15 protein-coding genes are annotated in these 20,366 nt (G+C 40.4%); 8 read left to right on the plus strand and 7 right to left on the minus strand.

Annotated features, from left to right (window positions below; genetic code table 11):
• Position 1 precedes the first annotated feature (1 nt).
• Together L5M71_RS14920 and L5M71_RS14925 are read right to left on the minus strand one after the other, a co-directional pair.
• Positions 2-2,107: a type I-F CRISPR-associated protein Csy2 gene (locus tag L5M71_RS14920; protein ID WP_263208454.1), complete on the minus strand. Its 2,106-nt coding sequence runs from the start codon at positions 2,105-2,107 to the stop codon at positions 2-4.
• Positions 2,101-3,333: a TniQ family protein gene (locus L5M71_RS14925; protein ID WP_263208456.1), complete on the minus strand. Its 1,233-nt coding sequence runs from the start codon at positions 3,331-3,333 to the stop codon at positions 2,101-2,103. The genes L5M71_RS14920 and L5M71_RS14925 overlap by 7 nt, the downstream gene beginning before the upstream one ends.
• A gap of 327 nt (positions 3,334-3,660) precedes the next feature.
• On the opposite strand from L5M71_RS14925, the gene L5M71_RS14930 reads away from it, so the two are divergent.
• The 5 genes from L5M71_RS14930 to L5M71_RS14950 all read left to right on the plus strand — a co-directional run bounded on the left by L5M71_RS14930 (position 3,661) and on the right by L5M71_RS14950 (position 10,837).
• Complete coding sequence (locus L5M71_RS14930; protein ID WP_263208458.1) at positions 3,661-5,127, plus strand: type I restriction-modification system subunit M; 1,467 nt, start codon at positions 3,661-3,663, stop codon at positions 5,125-5,127.
• Positions 5,127-6,350, plus strand: coding sequence for a restriction endonuclease subunit S (locus tag L5M71_RS14935; RefSeq protein ID WP_263208594.1), 1,224 nt, complete (start codon positions 5,127-5,129; stop codon positions 6,348-6,350). Before L5M71_RS14930 ends, L5M71_RS14935 begins: the two co-directional genes overlap by 1 nt.
• 47 nt (positions 6,351-6,397) lie before the next feature.
• Positions 6,398-8,953 carry an EcoAI/FtnUII family type I restriction enzme subunit R gene (hsdR, locus tag L5M71_RS14940; protein ID WP_263208460.1) on the plus strand — a complete coding sequence of 852 codons (2,556 nt, stop codon included), beginning with the start codon at positions 6,398-6,400 and terminating at the stop codon, positions 8,951-8,953.
• A gap of 127 nt (positions 8,954-9,080) precedes the next feature.
• Entirely contained in the window at positions 9,081-9,251 is a 171-nt protein-coding gene (locus L5M71_RS14945; RefSeq protein ID WP_259529719.1) for a hypothetical protein, read from the plus strand.
• A gap of 56 nt (positions 9,252-9,307) precedes the next feature.
• Entirely contained in the window at positions 9,308-10,837 is a 1,530-nt protein-coding gene (locus L5M71_RS14950; protein WP_259529717.1) for an anti-phage dCTP deaminase, read from the plus strand.
• A 47-nt stretch (positions 10,838-10,884) separates the two neighbouring features.
• On the opposite strand, the gene L5M71_RS14955 is transcribed toward L5M71_RS14950, so the two are convergent.
• Positions 10,885-11,193, minus strand: a complete 309-nt coding sequence (locus tag L5M71_RS14955) for a helix-turn-helix domain-containing protein (RefSeq protein WP_263208464.1) — start codon at positions 11,191-11,193, stop codon at positions 10,885-10,887.
• 192 nt (positions 11,194-11,385) lie between these two features.
• Here L5M71_RS14955 and L5M71_RS14960 point away from each other — a divergent pair, with 192 nt between their 5' ends.
• A complete protein-coding gene (locus tag L5M71_RS14960) occupies positions 11,386-11,934 on the plus strand; it encodes a hypothetical protein (RefSeq protein ID WP_263208466.1) in 549 nt (182 codons plus the stop codon).
• Positions 11,935-11,936: 2 nt separating this feature from the next.
• Positions 11,937-13,349 (plus strand): DEAD/DEAH box helicase, encoded by a 1,413-nt coding sequence (locus tag L5M71_RS14965; protein WP_263208469.1) that lies wholly within the window; start codon positions 11,937-11,939, stop codon positions 13,347-13,349.
• On the opposite strand, the gene L5M71_RS14970 is transcribed toward L5M71_RS14965, so the two are convergent.
• The 4 genes from L5M71_RS14970 to L5M71_RS14985 all read right to left on the minus strand — a co-directional run bounded on the left by L5M71_RS14970 (position 13,331) and on the right by L5M71_RS14985 (position 17,816).
• Positions 13,331-14,356, minus strand: a complete 1,026-nt coding sequence (locus L5M71_RS14970; protein WP_131524455.1) for a TniB family NTP-binding protein — start codon at positions 14,354-14,356, stop codon at positions 13,331-13,333. The two genes, L5M71_RS14965 and L5M71_RS14970, sit on opposite strands and share 19 nt — an antisense overlap.
• Positions 14,353-16,206 (minus strand): Mu transposase C-terminal domain-containing protein, encoded by a 1,854-nt coding sequence (locus tag L5M71_RS14975; RefSeq protein ID WP_263208471.1) that lies wholly within the window; start codon positions 16,204-16,206, stop codon positions 14,353-14,355. The genes L5M71_RS14970 and L5M71_RS14975 overlap by 4 nt, the downstream gene beginning before the upstream one ends.
• Positions 16,203-16,832 carry a TnsA endonuclease N-terminal domain-containing protein gene (locus L5M71_RS14980; protein ID WP_263208473.1) on the minus strand — a complete coding sequence of 210 codons (630 nt, stop codon included), beginning with the start codon at positions 16,830-16,832 and terminating at the stop codon, positions 16,203-16,205. Before L5M71_RS14980 ends, L5M71_RS14975 begins: the two co-directional genes overlap by 4 nt.
• Before the next feature lie 237 nt (positions 16,833-17,069).
• Positions 17,070-17,816, minus strand: a complete 747-nt coding sequence (locus tag L5M71_RS14985) for a class I SAM-dependent methyltransferase (RefSeq protein ID WP_107949945.1) — start codon at positions 17,814-17,816, stop codon at positions 17,070-17,072.
• A gap of 266 nt (positions 17,817-18,082) precedes the next feature.
• Between L5M71_RS14985 and L5M71_RS14990 the strand changes: the two genes are divergently transcribed.
• The gene (locus L5M71_RS14990) at positions 18,083-20,347 is read left to right on the plus strand and encodes a GGDEF domain-containing phosphodiesterase (protein ID WP_263208475.1); all 2,265 of its coding nucleotides are present in this window, start codon (positions 18,083-18,085) and stop codon (positions 20,345-20,347) included.
• Positions 20,348-20,366: the final 19 nt, after the last annotated feature.

Consider the following 20,366-nt stretch of genomic DNA (forward strand, 5'->3'; position numbering starts at 1 on the left):
CTTAAATCCGTTTCATCAGCATTGAATGCTCTTTTGCCTCTAACATCCAAAACGCTCTCTTAAAATAGTTTTTCTGCCCCTGTAACCTTATCTCAATTGCCGATGCACACTCAACTACGCTAAGCGCTGGTTCAGCATAGCAATGCAAAGGCTCTAGGCTACCGACTCGGTTAACGGGTTCAGTCAATGGTAAATAGCCAACCATAGTGGGACACAGCGAAGAATTTTTATCCAGCAGAAACAGAAGATCACTAACATTACCCATTGAATATCTAGTCGGCATAATCCATTTCCCTGACATAGGCAGTCTTTTCAATATTGAAAAAAGTTCAGCTTCGGATTGATAAAGCTGGCACCACGCATCAACAGCATCTAACTCGGGAGGATGCATTACTCCACCGGCAAAGTTCGCCGGAAAACTTGCTTTCAACATTTCAGTTTGGTTATCTAAGATAGCTAAATCGTCTTCATAACCATCAATGTGAATGACAAGATCAAACACTAAATCACAATGTCGATTATCAATTATTCCAGCTCGCCTAAATTGATTCTCTTTCGCTCCTTGCATGCCGAACTCAGGCAGTTTTTTGCCCGAGACAGATGAGTACTGACGAATAAACCACGAAAAGGAGGTCCATCTAAGCTGAGTACCCAATCCTTCATTTAATCGCCGCTGGTAGTTATGCATCATTCCCCAAACAGCTGTGAGAGAAGGAATGCCAACACAATAGGGATTAGATAAAGCTTGGGCATCAAACACCCGAATACCTTTCAAATGTAAATATCGCTGGAAATGCTCATCCTCAGCATCTTTTTGTAGCAAAGGTTCTTTATAAGCCAAATGAGTTAACAACCATTTCAAGCTATTTCGAAGAAGGGGCATCAGTCTCTGGTGAAATGCATACTGACTTATCATTGTAGAATGCGACATCACCGAATTTAATCTGCCGAACAGAGGCGCCAGCAATTCAGGTAATAGCTCATTCTCAAACGTTAAAAACTGATACTCTAATGAGCCATTAATAGGCTCAAGCTCGCGAAGAAGAATCGGCCCCTCTTTAACCTCTAATCGCCATTCCAACATTGGCGCAAGCCACTCAGATAACATCGCTCTTATCTGTCTAAGGTTAGCGACTTTTTGTTGCCTGCGTTGCTTTAACGCCAACGCTGATTCACTCGATAACAGTTCATCCAATACCCTCACAAATCGAGGCTGTGACAATACATTTTGATTCAATACATCCTGACCAGATAAAACCCTAGCCAGTAAATTATCGCCTAATCCGTGAGTTTTTTTATTAATACGAGGCGGATAATTCAGAGCTTTAACATTACCGCCAAGAGATGCGACTAGCTCACTGACTGCCGCGGAACGAATAAACTCAAGACTAGTATATCGGCCCTGTTTTTTGATTGCTGCTTGCTGGAGTTCAGACTGGAGTGCATGGCTTACAACGGGGGTAACCGCTATATATCCATCACGGTATGGCATTCGAACCTGTACGGAGTATTTATCGACTTTATCTGGGCTTAACTGCTCAGGTAAAAAATGCTTCACCCTACCGCAAACATTCATAAAATCTTTAACAGGCATGCCAAGTTCTTGAAAAGCCTCTTTCCAGTATTTTGGTGCTTCACACATTAACTTTGCAAGGCAAGTTACTTTACCTTGCCAAATAAAATGACAACCAAACAGTTTGGTGAAATTGACTTTAGCACTGTCATGAGACCACCCTAAAGTACGCTGGCAATTAACGCTACTCAATATGCTGGGATGTAATTGAGGACTGGGGGCAACGAGCCTTTGTTTACTGACCCGAATATCTGGATACTTGAGATTATGGGTATGCAGCCATTGTACTTCGTCAATGCAAACATCAATATGGGTTTGGTTGTTAACAGTTGTTCTAGCTAACCTTTTATCGAGTAAGTCATTCACCAACTTTTTCGGATAGGTAAGATTAAGCAAAATAATTAGGGCAGAGCTTTCCTCGCCAGTCACATCTAACGGTTCTGTATAAGCAGCAAATGCACGCCTCAACGCTGCCGAACGTGCTTGAACATCTTCAATATCTAGCAGTTCTCGCAAATGTAAATTCTTTACCATGCCGATAAGTACACCCCCTGTCTATCACTGCCGAAGCTGCTTTTATACTCGATCACTTGCCTTAAATAAAAAACACCAATATGTGGGTCAATCCTCTGCTTCATTTTTTGCCTAAACGCCGACGTTAATATCCCATCTTGATGAAGCCGATAAACTTGCTCTTGGGTTGTTGACAGTAAAACCGCTGTTTCTGCAACTGACACTAGCGTATCAGCCACATTAGGCTTTTTCGATTTTGGATGTAGCTCAACCAATCTTTGCAAATAACGCATTAATGCAACATAGATAAAATGTGGATCTTTATCCTCTGGATAAAGACATCGTGAATGCAAAATCAACTCACCAAAAATAAACCGAAAAGCAGTACGATTAAATAGCTCTATCAGCCTTAGTTCAGCGCCTTGCATCAGTTTATCCAGTTCTTGATAAAGGTTTTCAGGCCAGTTATCAAAATACTCCACCGCATCGTTAAAAGAAGCTTCTTTACTTTTGCAATAACGCTTTTGATACCAAAGTAGAGCCGCAAGCCGATGAGTCGCAGATACTTCATGAAGAAGCGGATTTGTAGAGGTAACATCACCACCAATAAGGCTCCTCGCTAACATGAGTTCTGGCTGTTTAGCGCGAACAATTTCCGCTTTTGAAAGCTCAAATCCACAGGAGCAATAGCCAATTGATTCATTCTCAATATAGTTGAGCGGCGCTTTGCATTCGGGGCAATGATGGATCAACGCACACTCATGCTTGGCACAGGCAGCATATGGTTTTAAATGCCAAACTTGCCGAATATAAAGCTCATCCTTTAAGCACTCAGGGCAAACGGGCACACTCTCAACATCATCCTCATTGGCATAACGGATAAAACTTAAAGGAATATCGATACCATTACGATGCACTGCAACGCTAGACCCAATAAAGACTCTGTTCGATCTAAATATGGCTATTTTCTCCAGTTCATGAGGAGGTAAACCAAGAAGGGACTCAAGCAAACTCAGTGCCCTCATCCTAAAATGGCTATTGTGCTTGGCATGATAAATATTGAGGCGTTTTAGCTCGATAGGGAAAGCTCCATGGGCCTCGAAGTCTAGCTCATGAAGCTCTTCTCTGATAGCCAGACTGAGCTGCTGATAAGAATCAAAAAAGTTCTCCGATACGATTCGAAGCAAATAACTTTCAAGCGATTCATCAATAAATGCACGCGCTCTAGGGGAAAATAAAAATGCCATACCACACCAAAACTAAGGAAGTCTTAGCTTAACTTATAAGCCTTTATCTGAAATTACAAGAAACTCTTCTGGTATGTTTATATACCGATGAAATAGTATGCATAATCAAACCAAAAACTTGACCGAAAACCATCACTTACTGCAAATTAGTTGGTAAGATGAGCACCAATATTTTTAAGTAGTGCTTCTAAGCACTGCAAGGCCTAATCGACCGCTTACCAACCAGTTTTTAGTCTCTTTTAAAAAGCGTCAGGGCAAACCATATTTCACTAACATCAAAGTCAAATCTTGCTGCTAGTACCATATTGCAATAGGTATAAATTACATATGTTTGAACAAACATTTAAGAACATCGATGACATTTTTCACAAAGACGCGGGTTGTTCTAGCGAGCTAGATTACACCGAGCAATCATCATGGATGTTGTTTCTTAAATACCTTGATGACTTAGAGTATGCAAAATCACTTCAAGCACAGCTAATGGGCCAGGAATATCAATACATCATCGATGAGGACTATCGCTGGAGTAAATGGGCTGCGCCAAAAGACGCTGACGGCAATTTTGACCACAACAATGCCCTAACCGGTGATGATCTCATGGATTACGTCGACGGTGAGCTATTCCCTTATCTAAAAGGCTTTAAACAACGCGCAGAAAGCCCTAACACTATTGAATATAAAATTGGTGAAATTTTTGGCGAGATTAAAAACAAAATTCAGAGCGGTTACTCATTACGTGATGCTTTAGAAAAGGTCGACCAATTAAGTTTCCGCTCGCAAGATGCCACTCACGAGCTGTCTCACCTATATGAAACAAAAATTAAAAATATGGGTAATGCTGGCCGAAATGGCGGCGAATATTACACCCCAAGACCACTTATTCGCGCCATGATTGACGTAGTAAAGCCACAAATAGGTGAGACTATTTACGATGGCGCAGCGGGTTCGGCAGGCTTTTTATGTGAAGCCTTTGATTATTTACGCCAAGGCGGCCGCGAGAAAAAGCAACTTTCAACCAGTGACTTAAAAATACTGCAAGAAAGCACCTTCTACGCCAAAGAGAAAAAGTCACTGGCCTATGTTATTGCCATCATGAATATGATTTTGCATGGTATCGAGGCCCCCAACGTACTGCACACTAATACCTTGGGCGAAAACTTGGCAGACATACAACCTAGCAACCAGCACGATATTATCTTAGCTAACCCGCCTTTTGGCGGTAAAGAGCGCCCAGAAGTACAACAAAACTTTCCGATTAAAACCGGTGAAACTGCCTTCTTATTTTTACAGCACTTTATTAAAACCCTAAAACCAGGTGGCCGCGCAGCTATTGTTATCAAAAATACGTTTTTAAGTAATACAGACAATGCCGCCATCGCCCTGCGTAAAGAGCTGTTAGAAAACTGCAACCTACATACAGTACTAGACTGCCCAGCTAAAACTTTTTTAGGTGCAGGGGTTAAAACCGTCGTGTTGTTTTTTACCAAAGGCGAGCCGACTCAAAGCACTTGGTTTTACCAACTCGATCCAGGTCGCAGCTTAGGCAAAACTAACCCACTTAACGACAATGACTTAAAAGAATTTGTCGAGCTGCAAGCTTCATTTAAAGACTCGAATAAGTCTTGGTCATTAGATACGTCCACACTCGATTCAACAACCTGGGATCTGTCGGTTAAAAACCCCAATGTCGAAGAAGAAGTCACACTGCGCTCACCGAAAGCGATTATTGAAGAAATCATTGCTCTGGATAAAGAAAGTGAAGCGATTCTGACCAAAATCCAGGAGTTATTGTGATGATATGGCCAGTTTGTAGATTGCAGGATATTTGTGAATTTCAAAATGGATTTGCCTTTAAAAGCAAACTATTTAGTAACGATGGCACACCAATTCTTCGAATTTCAAATATTCAAAGTGGCTCAATTGATTTAAAACAAATGGTTTATACGAATTTAAGCTCATATAAAGAAAATTTAGACAAATATCGAGTTGTTGATGGTGATTTATTAATAGCCATGTCTGGAGCAACGACAGGAAAAATAGGTATAAACCAAACTGGTTTAGAATTCTTGCTAAATCAGCGTGTTGGTAAGTTTTTACCTAGTAAACATTTAGACAAGAAGTACCTATATTATTACCTCAACACTAAGATTCAGGAGCATTTAGATATATCTGCAGGATCGGCACAACCAAATTTAAGTACTGAGCAAATTAAATCTATTAAAATTCCACTTCCTGATATCCCTGAACAAAAACGGATTGTTACAATTCTTGAGCAAGCCTTTGCTGATATTGAACAAGCTCGCGATAAGACAGAACAAAACCTTAAAAATGCCCGAGAACTATTTGAAAGCTATTTACAGCAGATATTTAGTCAGCGTGGAGATGGATGGATAGAATGCCCACTTGGAAGTATCTGTAATTTTAAACATGGCTTTGCTTTTAAAAGTGAATATTTCACCGAGAACTCAGACTTGGTGCTGCTGACACCTGGTAATTTTTTTGAAGAGGGGGGGTATAGAGATCGTGGTAATAAGCAAAAATATTACGATGGTCCATTTCCTAAAGATTTTTTGCTAACTAAAAATTCGCTTTTAGTTGCAATGACCGAGCAAGCAGTTGGTTTACTCGGGTCTCCAGCCTTGGTACCTGATGATGATATTTTCTTACACAATCAACGTTTAGGGCTTGTTGAGCTAACTTCAGAGTTTGAAGGCAAAGTTAGTATGGAGTTCTTGTTTCACCTTTTTAATACCAAGCACTTTAGATCTAAAGTACAAGAAACGGCTAGTGGAGCAAAAGTTAGACATACTTCACCCAAAAAAATGCAGGTGATAACAGTCTCGTTACCAAACGATATAAACGAGCAAAGTATTATTGCACAGAAATTATTCTGCCTTAAAGAAAAGTCGCTGGAGTTAGAAGGTTTCTATAGTCAGAAATTGCTCTATCTAGATGAACTCAAAAAATCAATTCTGCAAAAAGCCTTTACTGGAAAATTGAGCAAGAGCAATACTTAACAATTAAATTATTAATAATAGAAATTAGCCAATAAGGATGTATAGCTATGCCGATGAATGAAGCCGATACCCGAGCTAATCTGATTGACCCCAAGCTAGTAAAGGCTGGCTGGGGTGAAGTAGATACGAGCTTCATTCGCCGTGAAGTAAGCATCACCCAAGGGCGCATTATTGGTGGCGGCAAACGTGCAGCAAGTTTAAGCAGCGACTATGTGTTGGAATACCGTGGCCGCAAACTGGCAGCTGTTGAAGCGAAAAAAGAAGAGTTAAGCTATACCGAAGGCGTGCGCCAAGCAAAAGACTATGCCGAGCGATTACAATGCCGTATTGCTTATGCCACCAATGGCCGTGAAATATATCAAATCGATATGGCCAGTGGTATAGAAGAACTAGTAGAGCGCTTTTTAAGCCCTGATGAGCTATGGGCACTGGCCTTCGATCCTGCATTTAGTACCGAAGCGAATGCAACTGAGCCAAACTACACTCCCATTTGGCGCGAACGTTTTGCGCAAATTCCTTTTGAATGTAAAGGTGATTGGCAGCCTCGTTATTATCAAGAAAACGCCATCAACAATGCCTTAGAAGCCATTGCCCAAGGTAAACCTAAGGTATTATTAACCTTAGCAACAGGCACAGGTAAAACCTGTATTGCCTTTCAAATTGCATGGAAGCTATTTCAAAGCCGCTGGAGCTTACCAGCGCAAAAGCACCCTAGCGCAGCAAAGAAACGTCCACGGATATTATTTTTAGCCGACCGCAATGTGTTGGCCAATCAAGCCTTTAACGATTTTGGCGCTTTTGGTGACGATGCGCTTGTGCGCATGACACCTGCAGATATTCGTAAGCGTGGCGGTGTGCCTAAAAATGCCTCTATCTTTTTTACCATCTTCCACACATTTATGAGTGGCCCAAACAAAGATATTGAAGAAAAAGAAGACGGCGAAATAACCCAAGACGACGATGCTTATTACAAGCACTATCCCGCTGACTTTTTTGACCTAGTTATCATTGATGAGTGTCATCGCGGCGGTGCAAATGATGAAAGCTCATGGCGCGACATTCTTAAGCATTTCTCACTTGCTGTTCAACTAGGATTAACGGCCACGCCTAAGCGCACCGACAACACCAACACGTACACCTACTTTGGCGACCCGGTTTACAGCTACACCCTCAAACAAGGTATTAACGATGGCTTTTTAACCCCGTTTAAGGTTTACCCCATTGTCGGCACTATGGATGAATACGTTTATACCCCTGGGGATGGTGTTGTTATACAAGGTGATCCAGAGCCAGGTAAGCTTTATAGAGAAGGCGACTTTAACCGTATTATTACCATTCCAGTGCGCGAACAAAAACGTGTGCATTACTGGATGGATAAATTTAATCCAAAAGAAAAGACCATAGTGTTTTGTGCCACGCAAGAACACGCAGGCAAAGTGCGCGATGAAATTAATCAATACGCTAGGCAAAAAGGCTGGACGACCAATACAAATTATTGTGTTCGCATCACGGCTAATGACGGTAAAGACGGCGAGAAAGATTTAGAAATATTCAAAGATAATGAGAAAACCATCCCGACAGTTTTAACCACATCGCGCAAGCTGTCTACCGGTGTTGATGCCCGTAATGTGCGTAATATTGTGTTAATGCGCCCTTGTAATAACATGATTGAGTTTAAGCAGATTATTGGTCGTGGTACTCGGCTGTATGATGGTAAGGACTTCTTTACCATCTACGACTTTGTAAAAGCTCATCATAATTTTGCCGATCCTGACTGGGATGGCGAACCTGAACCAACACCGCTTTGTGAAACATGCAATGAAAGCCCTTGCGTCTGCCAACCTGAACCTTGTTCAGTTTGTGGCTTTACACCTTGCAACTGCCCTGACGAACCATGTGATGAGTGCGGCAACGAGCCCTGTACTTGCGAGCAACCACCATGTACCAAATGCTGCTTAAGCCCTTGCATCTGCCAACCAGAGCCCTGTAGTGTTTGTGGTAATCAACCATGTACCTGCGGCGGTAAAGAGAAAATAGTGATTAAGCTGTCTGACGGCAAAGCGCGGCAGATATTACATATTTCATCGGTGATGTATTGGCATGGTGGTAAACCTGTTACCGGTAAAGAATTAGTTGAAAGCTTATTTGCCGATATGCCGCAATTCTTCAAAGATGAAGATCATTTACGCGCAATATGGAGTAATCCAGATACTCGCGAACAACTACTGTTAAACCTCGCAGAAGCCGGTTACGACCACGAAAAGCTTGAAGGGATGAAAGACCTCATCGATGCCAAACAAAGCGATGTATACGATGTACTGAAGTATGTCGCTTTTGCCACTGAGGTCCACACAAGACAGGAGCGAGCTAACAACGCTAAACCCGCCATCGTGCAGTCGTTTGGGGATTATAAACAACAAGAGTTTATCAACTTCATCTTGAGTAAATACGTCGAAGATGGTGAGGATGAACTTTCACCCAAAAAAATGCGTAGCTTGCTAGACCTGAAGTACAACAACATCAATGACGCCATCGCCGAGCTAGGTACACCTTTAGTCATTCGAGACACCTTCATTGGATTTCAGAAGCATTTGTATGAATGAGGCTTTAAAAAACGATAATTTATGTTGATTTATCGACCAATCGGCTATAAGTTTTATTGAGTGCGTTTTCATTGAAACATGGAAGGCTCTGTGTATAATACGCGCTTCTTCTAGGAAGGATATGAACATGATTGCTAAATTAAGTGATTATCGGCCAGCGAAACCAGCGCCAACTAACAACAAAAATACAACCAATAATGGATCAAATGTTCGATCTTTTGAACAAAAAAAGGCATCCGATAAATTTGATAACGCTAAACGCCAAGTATCTGAGGCTGCATCAAAATTAGGCTGGTAAGTGTTTTAATTCTTATCCTCTGATATCCTCTAATTTTTCAATGATAGGATATCAAAATGGCGCAGCCGCAACTCGTTACCCAAATCGGTAAAAAATCCAAGAGTACTTTAGATACCATACGAGCAAGACACTCCAAGGAATTGGTAATTGGTCTATGTGGTGCTGTTGGCGCAGGTGTAAGACGCTTACATCAACAACTTACAGAAGAGTTAGAGCTTTCTGGTTATCAAGTTGAGCATATCAGATTAAGTGAGTTGATTGCTGCTCAGTTCGATAATCCAGAGGAAACACTCGCCCTTAAAGGTTATCCGCGCTACGAAAAACTGCAAGATTTAGGTGATAATTTAAGGAAGAGCAAATCTATTTCAATCATCGCAGATATGGCAATACGTCGGATATCAATTATTCGTACAGCTTTATTTGGTGATCCTTCACAACCTCAAACGACTGCTTTAAAAATTGATAAAAGAGTCGCGTACATCATCGATCAGCTTAAAAACCCTGCAGAAGTTAAAATTTTCCAAGAAATATACCGAAATAACTTTTATTTACTAGGTCTTTTAAGAACCGAAAATGAAAGAGTTAAAAATATAATTGATGAAGGTATTAGTAGGGAAAATGCATATAAGTTAGTAGAGAGAGACAGAAAAGGGCGAGATGATTTTGGTCAACAAGTTGAAAGTACCGCATTTTTATCGGATTACTTTATTAGAAACATTGATAATCAAGATAAGTTAAAAGCATCCGTTGTACGCTTTATTAAATTAGTTCATGGCGTTGAAAATATTACACCGACAAGAAATGAAAGTGGAATGTTTTCAGCTTATTCAGCCTCCTTACGTTCTGCATGTATGTCTAGACAAGTAGGCGCAGCAATCTCCGATACCGAAGGTAGAATTCTTGCCACTGGTTGTAATGATGTGCCTAAATTTGGTGGGGGACTTTATGATACTGATGACGACGATGATAAAAGGTGCTTTGGTTATAAATCTGGGGATTGTCATAATGACAAGCATAAAAATTTATTAAAAACTCAGATAGAAGAGATTTTAAAAGAAAACAAAGTCCCTAACAGTGCTAATTTAGCCATGCAAATAATGTCTAATTCTAAAGCGAAAAGTTTGATTGAATACTCACGAGCTATTCATGCTGAGATGGATGCAATCGTATCACTTGCCCGAGATACTACAACATCAACAACTGGTAAAATCCTCTATTGTACAACCTACCCTTGCCATAGTTGCGCAAGGCATATTGTTGCTGCAGGAATAAAAAAAGTTGTCTATATAGAACCTTATGAAAAAAGTCTCGCCTTAGACTTACACGACGATGCAATCTGCTTAGTTGATGATCAAAAACCAAATAAAGTCATTTTTGAAAATTTTGAAGGTGCTTCTCCTAACCGTTACTCTAAGTTTTTTGCATACTCTAAAAAGAAAAAAGCTCATGGTAAAGTAATTGAATACAAAATAATTGATGAGGAGCACTTAGACACACAACCATTAGATTGTTATGGTGATTATGAATTAAAAGTTGTTGAAATGACAAATGAGATGCTAGGTGAAGATAACTATATGCCAGTATAAATAACCCCTGTAACAGGTCATGCCATTTGTTTATGAATGGCACTGAGTTATGTTTTTAACCGCTTTACCAAATCAGCTTTCTCTTCTTCACTCATCTTTTCAAGTAAGCACAGCAGCTCAGCTGTGCTTTCTGACTCACAAAAAAAATAAGCCACAGGTACACCTAGCTCATCGGCCATGGCCTTTAAGGTCTTGTAGTCAGGTGTATGCTTGCCTTTTTCATACTGATTCATACGCGCACTCGCGGTGCCAATTTCCATGCCTAGCTGGATGCCCAACTGCTTTTGGCTAATGCCTTTGGCGGTTCGAGCTTGTTTAAGCCTAAGAGGTAATGGATTGGTGATTTTATCAGCCACAGCGTCAACATGATTTGTCCTTTGATAACTCAGATTGTCTTAGTTTTTTCACTTAAGGTATACTAAGGAATCCTTAGCTTTTTAGCGCTTGTTGTCAAGATTTAATCTGAGCTAAGTAATATCAAGTTACCTATCAATGAAGGCTCTGTTGATTTAAGCGTAACAAAATGTCATGGAGTGGCTCGTTAAGCATTGAAATTAAAAACTATTGGTAAAACCGTGGCTATAAAATTAATCCGTATAAATGAAATTTTGTTTAGTATTATCATTGCCGTAGAGCTTGAAAAATTCACTATTACTCAGATAAAAAACTTGATAATAGAGGCAAATTCTTCAGTATCGCCAAAAGATATAGATCAGCTGGTGCGTCGTGCTTGTGCAAAGCTGGTCAATGTTAGATTTTTGGAGAAAAGAAATCAGGGGAATAAGCACGTTTATTATAAAACAGCACTGTTCGATAAATCACAGCTAGTACCCAGCAACGCGCGGGTAAAAGCAATAGTTATCACATCTTTAAACTCACAAGAACTAACGCGACTTAAGGCCACACTCAACCAATATCAAGTTGATTTACTTGGATACATTGGGGAAGCGGAAGAGTTTAAACGTCTCATTGAAGAGATCCCCAATTCGAAACCCAGGCTTTATCCGAGATACATGAATGCTCGTAATCAAAGTTCAACATTGATGGGGAAGATTAAAGCTGTAGAGTCATGCCTTAACGACCTCAAAGGCCTATGACTGTGAAGTTAAGACAATGGCAAAGCCAATGCGTTGATGCGGCGTTGGCACGATATCAAACTCAAAGTCACTTTATGTGTTTAGCCACGCCAGGTGCTGGTAAAACTATTATGGCTGCAGAACTAGCTGCAAGACTGATTGCTATGGGGAAAATTGATTTTGTGCTGTGTTTTTCTCCATCGTCTGAAGTTAACGATAGCATTAGAAGTACCTTCTCTAAACGCTTAGAGAAGCGCTTTGATGGACTTATGGGAGCAATTGGTAGTGTCTATACCTATCAGTTTATGCCCTCATTAACAGAAGCATTTTGGCAGCTTCTGCGTACCCATAAAGTGTTTGTGATCATGGATGAAGTTCATCATCTAAAGGGCAATCTTCTTAGTAATGCCAATGCATGGGGAGAAGAGGTACTACTAAATATTCAATATCATGCGGCATATACGTTAGCGCTTTCTGGTACACCTTGGCGCTCAGATAAGGCCCCTATTGTGCTTTCACGATTCACTGAACCAGATAATACAATCTACTGTGATTTTAGCTATGGATTAAAGCAGGCAATTGCGGATAACGTCTGTCGTCAGCCTAATATCGTTTTAATTGATAACAACAAAATCAAACTAGAAATTGATCAAGAGATTGAGATATTTGCATCTATAGCTGAGCTCTTGTTAGGCCCAAGATACAGTTATCAAGCGTTAATAAATCATCATCAAATAATGCATTATATGTTGAATCAAAGCGTTAAAAAATTAGCTGAAATACGCCTGAGTAACCCGAATGCCGGCGGTTTAGTTGTCGCGGCATCAATTAAGCATGCTAAACGATTACTCCAAATACTTGTCTCTGATCTTAAACAAAGTGCGTGTATCGTGACATCTAACTCAAAGCATCCTTCCTGTATTATTGATGGATTTCGACAAAGTCACACCCAGTGGATTGTTAGTGTAGGGATGATTTCTGAAGGTACTGATATCCCTCGGCTGCAAGTATGTTGTCATTTGAGCCGAATAAAAACTGAAATGCATTACCGACAAGTGCTAGGTCGAATATTAAGGGTTAATTCAGATAATGCTCAACAAGCTTGGTTATTCACGTTAGCAGAATCAAGCTTGACAGAGTTTGCTTATAGAATTGACCAAGATTTACCAGAACAATCTGTGGTTATCGAGCAGACTGGCTCACAGGATTTAAACCTAGAGTTACCGCAATTAACATCGAGTGAGGCTACTCAAGGGAATATAGGTCATGAGTTACATGTGGATCTGTCAGGTTTTTCATTATCCAATACTAATGGGCATGCTAGCACTTCACATAAGTCAGCCATTGACGAAGAGAACTCTTACAATTTGGCATTGCTAGGTTCATATAAAGAGCAAATCGTCAGGATGTTTGACAATTATTTACTCAGTAGCTGAGCCAAGGTTTGTGGTTTAGAAAATACTCTAGCAATCAGCATGTCTTCTGCTGACATTGCATTCGAGTTATATCTAGAAGGCTTGATAACTTCAGATATTTCTATTTCATTCACTGGTTGCTTGAAAGGATTTAGAGAGTTTTTATCATCAACGTCAATGTTGAAAACCTGGCTATACGCTTCAGAAAAGTGTTCACGATTTAAAGTGTCGAAATCATTGCTAAGAGCTATTTTCAGTGCTTCTAAGAGTAAATGCTTTAGAATCCTATTTTCACCTCGGCTCGCCGCAAACAATGGTATAGAAATTTGTTGGCTCTCGAGTTTTGGCGGCTCACTGAAAGGCATGTGTTTGGCCAACCCACCCAAATAATTTTGAAAGTACTTCCTGTCATTTTTAAGGCTAAAATACTCTAGCTTTCTTCTTCTCACTAAGCGAGAAGACCATTGTGGTTCTTCAGCAATCTGCTCGGCCCATGGCATCCCAACTAACACAATAGGAACCTTGGCTTCTTCGCTTATATACTTCAATGCATTAGCAATTAATTGTCGCTTTTGAATTGTTTTGAACTCGATTAACTCTTGAAACTCATTAATGATGATCAGTTCAACGTTGGCCTTTATCAGATTGTCGACTAGTTTTTTCCTCAAATCCGTTGCATAACCACGACTTTTTCTTTGATGGCTACCAAACAATTCAAGATCCATCAACATCTGAGTTAATGTTGCATCCAACCCTTTACCACTAGATATACGACTCACTAGGATAGGCATAGATTCACGACCGTAATTCTGGCTAGCTAATGTGCGTTTTTTATAGTGATTTATCAGATGGCTTTTGCCTACTCCGGTATCTCCAGTTAATAACATACATTGTTGATCTGATTGAAAATTACGATTTAATCGTAATTCATCAAAATCGTTAAAAATGGTTTTAATTTGTGGATGAAGCACAATACAGTCACTAAATTTTTGTAATTGCTCAATCTGAGTAAGACTTAATGCCGTCATTCAAAAGCCTCTAAATCATCATCCCAGTTATCGAGAATATCTTTGATATTCTGTTCTGGTTCGTTGGAGATTAAAGGCAAGCGTTCACTTTTTTCAAGCTTAATTGTACCTTGCCCAGTATTACTAATATCAGCCAACTGAGCCAGTTTCTTAACCGCTGTAATTTTTGCTTTGGTTTTGGATGCTATAAATGCTTCTTGCTCTTGTTTAACTCGCGCATGAATTGCCATACGCGCTTTAGCTAATCCCAAATCATCCTTCCCTTCCCGAATAATTTCACGATTAATTTTCTTAATCACTTTATGCTCATGAAGGCTCAATCCGTGGGTATAATCACTATTATCAGTACAGGGGACTTTAAGATAACCGCCTAATTCCTCGAGATAAACATGGATATTTGATAGATCATCAGGGTCGACTTTAATGATTTTTTTGATGGTTTCTTTGGTTTGTGGGTAATGCTTTCTGTAATCGGCTAAAGCAGTAGAGTCATACATTAGCTCTTCAAATTTGAAACCATTTCTGGTTAATGTTCGCTCATCTGAAATACCCATCAGCACAGTAAACCGTTGTTCGTTCTCTGTACTCATTTTTAGTGGCGGGTAAATATCAAAGCCACGCTGCCACTGTTTTATGGGAATTCGTGTTTCACGTGAGTTTGAATCTTGATGATAAATATCAACAATCCAACGATTGAATTCTTCAACAAAAGTAGAGAAGCGCATAATGGCGTCTTTTCCCGGTTTATAGTCTTCTTTTTCTAGGATATTCGAGAAGGTTTTACCTGGCATTTCGGCTAAAAAGCATTCGTTAATCATCCCGAAAAACCGTTCTACAAAAGGCTTTAACCAAGGTTTACGAACTGGGTTATATTGAATGTTTATTCCTGCCTCTTTACAGGCATGCTCTAAACTTTTCGACCAAAATTCAGCTCCATTATCCACAACTAGGTTTTCAAATTTACCATAGCAAGGCCACTCATTTTGAAGCTCTATATCAAGACCTTCAAATGATTTAGGTTTTATTGCATGTACGATTGCCTTGGCAGCTGAAACATATGAAGGCGACCGATAGCTTAAGTGAAACCCCAAAACACAACCACTAAAAACATCGACGATTAAGGTTAAATATGGCCTGCCAAGTGGGATAGATAATTCATCATCAAGCAAGATTAGATCAAGCGGGGTGTGATCGATTTCTACCCGCTCTAATATTCGTGTTGGGGGAATATGGGAAGAGCAATAAGCAAACCATTGATCTGCTTTAAATTTACCATGCCGCGCCACTGCAACAGGATAAGGAGGTAATGACTTTATTCTTTGGTTAAAGCTTTTATAAGAAATGATAGAAATTTGTCCATCAACAATGCTCTCATTTTCAATTATGATGGCATCTCTATAGTACTGATATGCTGTAGATACTTTAGGCCTTTTAGCATCTAAAAAACGAGTTAGGGCTTGCTCAAAAAATGCTTCATCTCCCTTAACTCGACTCTTTCTGTTGCCCATTTTATGCCGCTTAGTGACTAATGACGCAAGATCGCCGTTACTGTCAATGTAGCTTTTACGCCAACGCACTAACGTTCGCCAATTCGGCCGCCTGTCCGTGGTGGTAGTAAAAAGAGAATCAAGAATTGGGTCTAGATTTTTTTGAGTCCATCCACCAGTGATTGTTTTTTCGATGAAGGCAATGAGCTGGTATTTATCAAGCGCTTTGTTTTTTAAAAAGTCAGGAAAGGTATCTAAGTCTCTTTTGACTAATGCTGTATCCTCTAACTTAACATATTGAATGGGGGTGTCGGGCTTCTTGACAAATTCAGACTCACTGAACTCATCCTCGAAGTCCATCATTCAATGCACCATACCGCGGGGTTACAATCGAGATCATCTCGTTTTAAATTAACCTTAATCAATCCTTTATGTATAAGGGAATACAGATGTGAGCGGGTTTCCCCTAGTGTTAATGATTGTTTTGCTGAAACATCGTTAACACTAATTTTCCCCGTTTTTTTTATTAGTTTAAGCAATTCAATTTGAATTTCATTCAAGCCATATATTCCTGAATATCGATGCAAAATTTTAAGGTTATTTAGAATAGGATTTACGCGGATTTGTCGTTCTGTTATCAAGATAAGATCTGCTCCCAAAGAGTGAGCAGCCGCTTTCTTGGCTACAAATTTAGCTCTAAAGATTGGATCGAATGTTTTGCGATAAGGTTTGTATTCGTGGAATTTTACCGTCCCATCGATAAAGTGAACTATCATATCTGGTGTATAGGGCAATCTTTTGCCCTCAAAATCGTAATAAAACCCTTCAGGCTGGCTACCAAACACCTCTATACGATCATTGTATTCATGATGAAAGCACGCATCAAATTCCAATGAACTTTCACACATTATCGTTTCGCTAACTTTTGCACTAGCGAATTTAAATACGTTTTTGTTCGGTGATGGTTTGCGTAAGCTTCTTATATACATGAGTTAAACTCGCACGAATAATGTACATTTAGTGTACTGAGATACGTAATTTTGTCAATGTATGAGTTATTTTTCGTTTAAGATACTGATATTAAATAAAATGGCTTCTGTACTATAATTACAAAAGCTATTTTTATGTCATTGAATGGGTTAAATTTGTCAAACTATGGGTGCATTATGTCAATGTATGGGTTCAGCGACAAAAGCATACTATGTTCGCGATGAGAAAAATATTCCCTATTTCATCGCGGCTTTTACATAGACATCGAAACGGTTTTTCTTGGTTTCAATAACCGTATTAGGCTTAACCCCATCCAAATCTTCGGCATAGTCTGGGCGCTTAACGACGACACGTTTAGTTGCTAAAGCTAAAGCTGGGGCGAGTAAGCCATCGGCATCTAAATCGGCACCGACTAAGGATTGGAATACACGCATTTCTTTTTTAACAAGGGCCGATTTATCACGGTGGGGGTACATAGGATCGAGGTAAACCACATCCACCTCTTGTGCCAATTTCGATAATGCTTCTAGGCTAGAACCATGAAATAGGCGCATCCGCTCACGCATCCAATCGCCGATTTCAGCATCTTGATAGGCGCGGCGCAGGCCGTCTTCAAGCAATGCGGCAACCACAGGATGACGTTCAACCATAGTTACTGTACAACCAAGGCTTGCGAGCACAAATGCATCGCGCCCTAAACCCGCAGTGCCATCGACAACACTCGGTGTTACCCCTTGCTTTAATCCCACCGCTTTAGCGATAGATTGACCACGACCGCCACCGAACTTACGTCTATGGGCGACGGCGCCAGTCACAAAATCCACCACTATGCCATCGAGCTTAGGCTCATCGCGTTTATGCAGTGATAAAGTATCTGATTCAAAACGCAATTCGAAGGTCGCATTCGCATCGTAGACGAGTTGCCAACGTGCACAAATATCCACAAGTGTTGGGTATTGCTGATTGAAAAAAATCGGGGTCACAGGCTGTCTTCTAACCAACGAAAATGATGGCCATTATGCCTAAAAATCTCGTTTATGAACATGCTAGTAAGCAAAACACATCACCAAGCTCATCACTGTCTTAGCCAATTTGTCTCAGTACGCCCTTAAAAATTCAAACAAGCATCACACTGTAATATACTGATTTATAAAGGCAGCAATCTATTTGTATAACAGTTTAGTGATTTATGTTATATGTTATGTCCCCAGCCAACCTGCGTGACTTCCGTACGGGATAAGGACTTTTTTTGCTTCAATGGCTAAAAGGTTTTTTGTTTATCAGGGAGCAAGATTTTTTAAATCCTGACAAAACGATATTAAAAACCAGCTTATTGCGGATTATTCTGCTTAGTGGCGCCATCTTGACCACTAGCATAGTGCTGCATAGCTCTTTAATTGCGTATGAGTTAAACCTCACTTTCATTATCAGCATTACGGTCAGTTTTTTAACCGTACTATTCCTGTCTTTATGGTTTACGCGCAAATATTTACTCGTCAGCTCTATCAGCCTGCTGGCGATGGTTATTGCAGCCTGTTTATCTATGCTGTTGTTTATCCCTGACTTCAACTTATCGCAGGTAGGTATTACTTTCTTATATACCTTGCCCTTGATGGCGCTTTTCCTGTTTGGCAGAAAAGTCGCTTTTATTATGATGTGTTTCAACGTATTGCCTTTTTTACTGCTACTGCGTAACCAAAACCTGCCTCCCATTATCGATATTGATATCAGCCTACCTGCGACCCACGCTTATCTAAACGGTTTGCTGTTTATGTTTTTTAATATCTGTATCCCGTTGTCGGCAATGCGCCTGCTAAAAACCCAGAAAATCCATGCGCAGCAAATGATCCAGCATCAAAATGCACTGCAACATACATTAGATCAATATGCTGAAATCTTTGAAAATAATGGTACAGCCTCTTTCTTCTGCAATGAGGATGGAGTCATTCTCAACCTGAATAATGCCGCGAGGGAAATCGCTGGAAAAGTCACACTAAACAGCACTCGCCTATGTGGCATTTTTGAACTTACCGAAGATACCAGCACAAATTTACTGGCGGCCTCGTTTCCAACCCATTTAAAAAACAATAACAGCACTAAATATCTGCTGCAAAAAGCCTCATTACAGCACCATGATACTTTGTTATTTCACTGCCACGATGTCACAGAACAGGCAAACCATGCGATTGAGCTGAGTCGCCTTAAAAAACACCACATCAGCACACATTTCTATGATTTAGTGACAGGATTACCCAACGAAAATCACTGGTATAACCCAGCGCCAAGCTTGATCCATCAGGAAATGACCGTAGCCTTAATCAAAATTGATAATCTTAGCCAAATTAATGCTGCTTTCGGTATCAGCGTCGGAGATGCCATCCTAAAAGCCTTTGCTATTGAACTCAAAAATCGCTTTGGTCATATCACAAAAATATACCGATTTAGAGGAGCATCGTTTGCACTCGAGTTTACTAGCCTGCCGCTTATCTCCCCTGAAAACCTAGCGCTACAATTGCGCGAGCGTATTCCAACAAACCTACAACTTAAGCAAGAACAACAGACTGAATATCATCTCGAGTGCAGAGTCGGTTGCAGCTCAGGTAATAAAGCCTCACCGCAGCAAGCCGCGGAGCAATGTTTAATTGCCATAAAACAAACCACCCAAGCTAGCCCAGTGATGGTGTATTACATTGGTTTGATTAACAATCTGCTCGAAGCTTCATCGCAAAAAGCCAGAATCCGTGACGCGCTGAAACACAACCGCCTTGAAATGTGGCTGCAACCTAAAGTGATGGCCAATGGCCACATTACTAGCTTTGAAGCGCTAGCCAGAATGTTTGACGAAGACGGCACTATGATCATGCCGAACACTTTTATCCCCATTATAGAGTCATCTCAATTGCAGGCGATTTTTGCGATAAAAGTCTTCAGGCAATTACTACAACTGATCCGTTCTTGGCCTAAAAATGTACCTCTGGTCAGGATTGCCTTTAATTTATCTGGGCAAGATATTCTGTCGGATCGCTTCTTTAAAGTGTTAATCCAAACCTATATGAATCATCCTGAACTCATCCCATTGTTGGAAATTGAAATTACTGAAACCTCTGTATTTTCAACCCATAAAGAAACAGGCCGACGCTTAAACACCTTGGCTCGTATGGGAGTGTCTATCGCCATTGACGATTTTGGTACTGGCCATGCCTCATTAAGCCAGCTCATTGATATCAGTGCCGACACAATTAAAATCGACCGTTACTTTGTCAGTCAAATGGGCATTAGTGAACGCCATACCCAAATTGTTAACGCCGCCATCCTGTTAGCCAAGAGCTTAAAACTCAACGTCATTGCCGAAGGTATCGAAACCGAAGCCCAGTTATTGCAACTCACTGCGCTAGGATGCGAACAATTTCAAGGTTATTTATTCGGTAAACCCGCACCAGCGAATCTCTGGCTGAAAACCTTTCAAATGCAAACCCCCACACATTGGTTTGCCAATAAAAAGAGCGCCAACTGAGGCATTAAATTTACGCCTA

Origin of the sequence: Shewanella sp. SW1 (genome assembly GCF_025653545.1) — a bacterium.
Classification (GTDB): domain Bacteria; phylum Pseudomonadota; class Gammaproteobacteria; order Enterobacterales; family Shewanellaceae; genus Shewanella; species Shewanella oncorhynchi.

Coding starts and splice junctions, on each gene's coding strand:
- L5M71_RS14920 (WP_263208454.1), bottom strand. CDS start 2,107: ATGGTAAAGAATTTACATTTGCGAGAACTGCTAGATATTGAAGATGTT.
- L5M71_RS14925 (WP_263208456.1), bottom strand. CDS start 3,333: ATGGCATTTTTATTTTCCCCTAGAGCGCGTGCATTTATTGATGAATCG.
- L5M71_RS14930 (WP_263208458.1), top strand. CDS start 3,661: ATGTTTGAACAAACATTTAAGAACATCGATGACATTTTTCACAAAGAC.
- L5M71_RS14935 (WP_263208594.1), top strand. CDS start 5,127: ATGATATGGCCAGTTTGTAGATTGCAGGATATTTGTGAATTTCAAAAT.
- hsdR (WP_263208460.1), top strand. CDS start 6,398: ATGCCGATGAATGAAGCCGATACCCGAGCTAATCTGATTGACCCCAAG.
- L5M71_RS14945 (WP_259529719.1), top strand. CDS start 9,081: ATGATTGCTAAATTAAGTGATTATCGGCCAGCGAAACCAGCGCCAACT.
- L5M71_RS14950 (WP_259529717.1), top strand. CDS start 9,308: ATGGCGCAGCCGCAACTCGTTACCCAAATCGGTAAAAAATCCAAGAGT.
- L5M71_RS14970 (WP_131524455.1), bottom strand. CDS start 14,356: ATGACGGCATTAAGTCTTACTCAGATTGAGCAATTACAAAAATTTAGT.
- L5M71_RS14975 (WP_263208471.1), bottom strand. CDS start 16,206: ATGATGGACTTCGAGGATGAGTTCAGTGAGTCTGAATTTGTCAAGAAG.
- L5M71_RS14980 (WP_263208473.1), bottom strand. CDS start 16,832: ATGTATATAAGAAGCTTACGCAAACCATCACCGAACAAAAACGTATTT.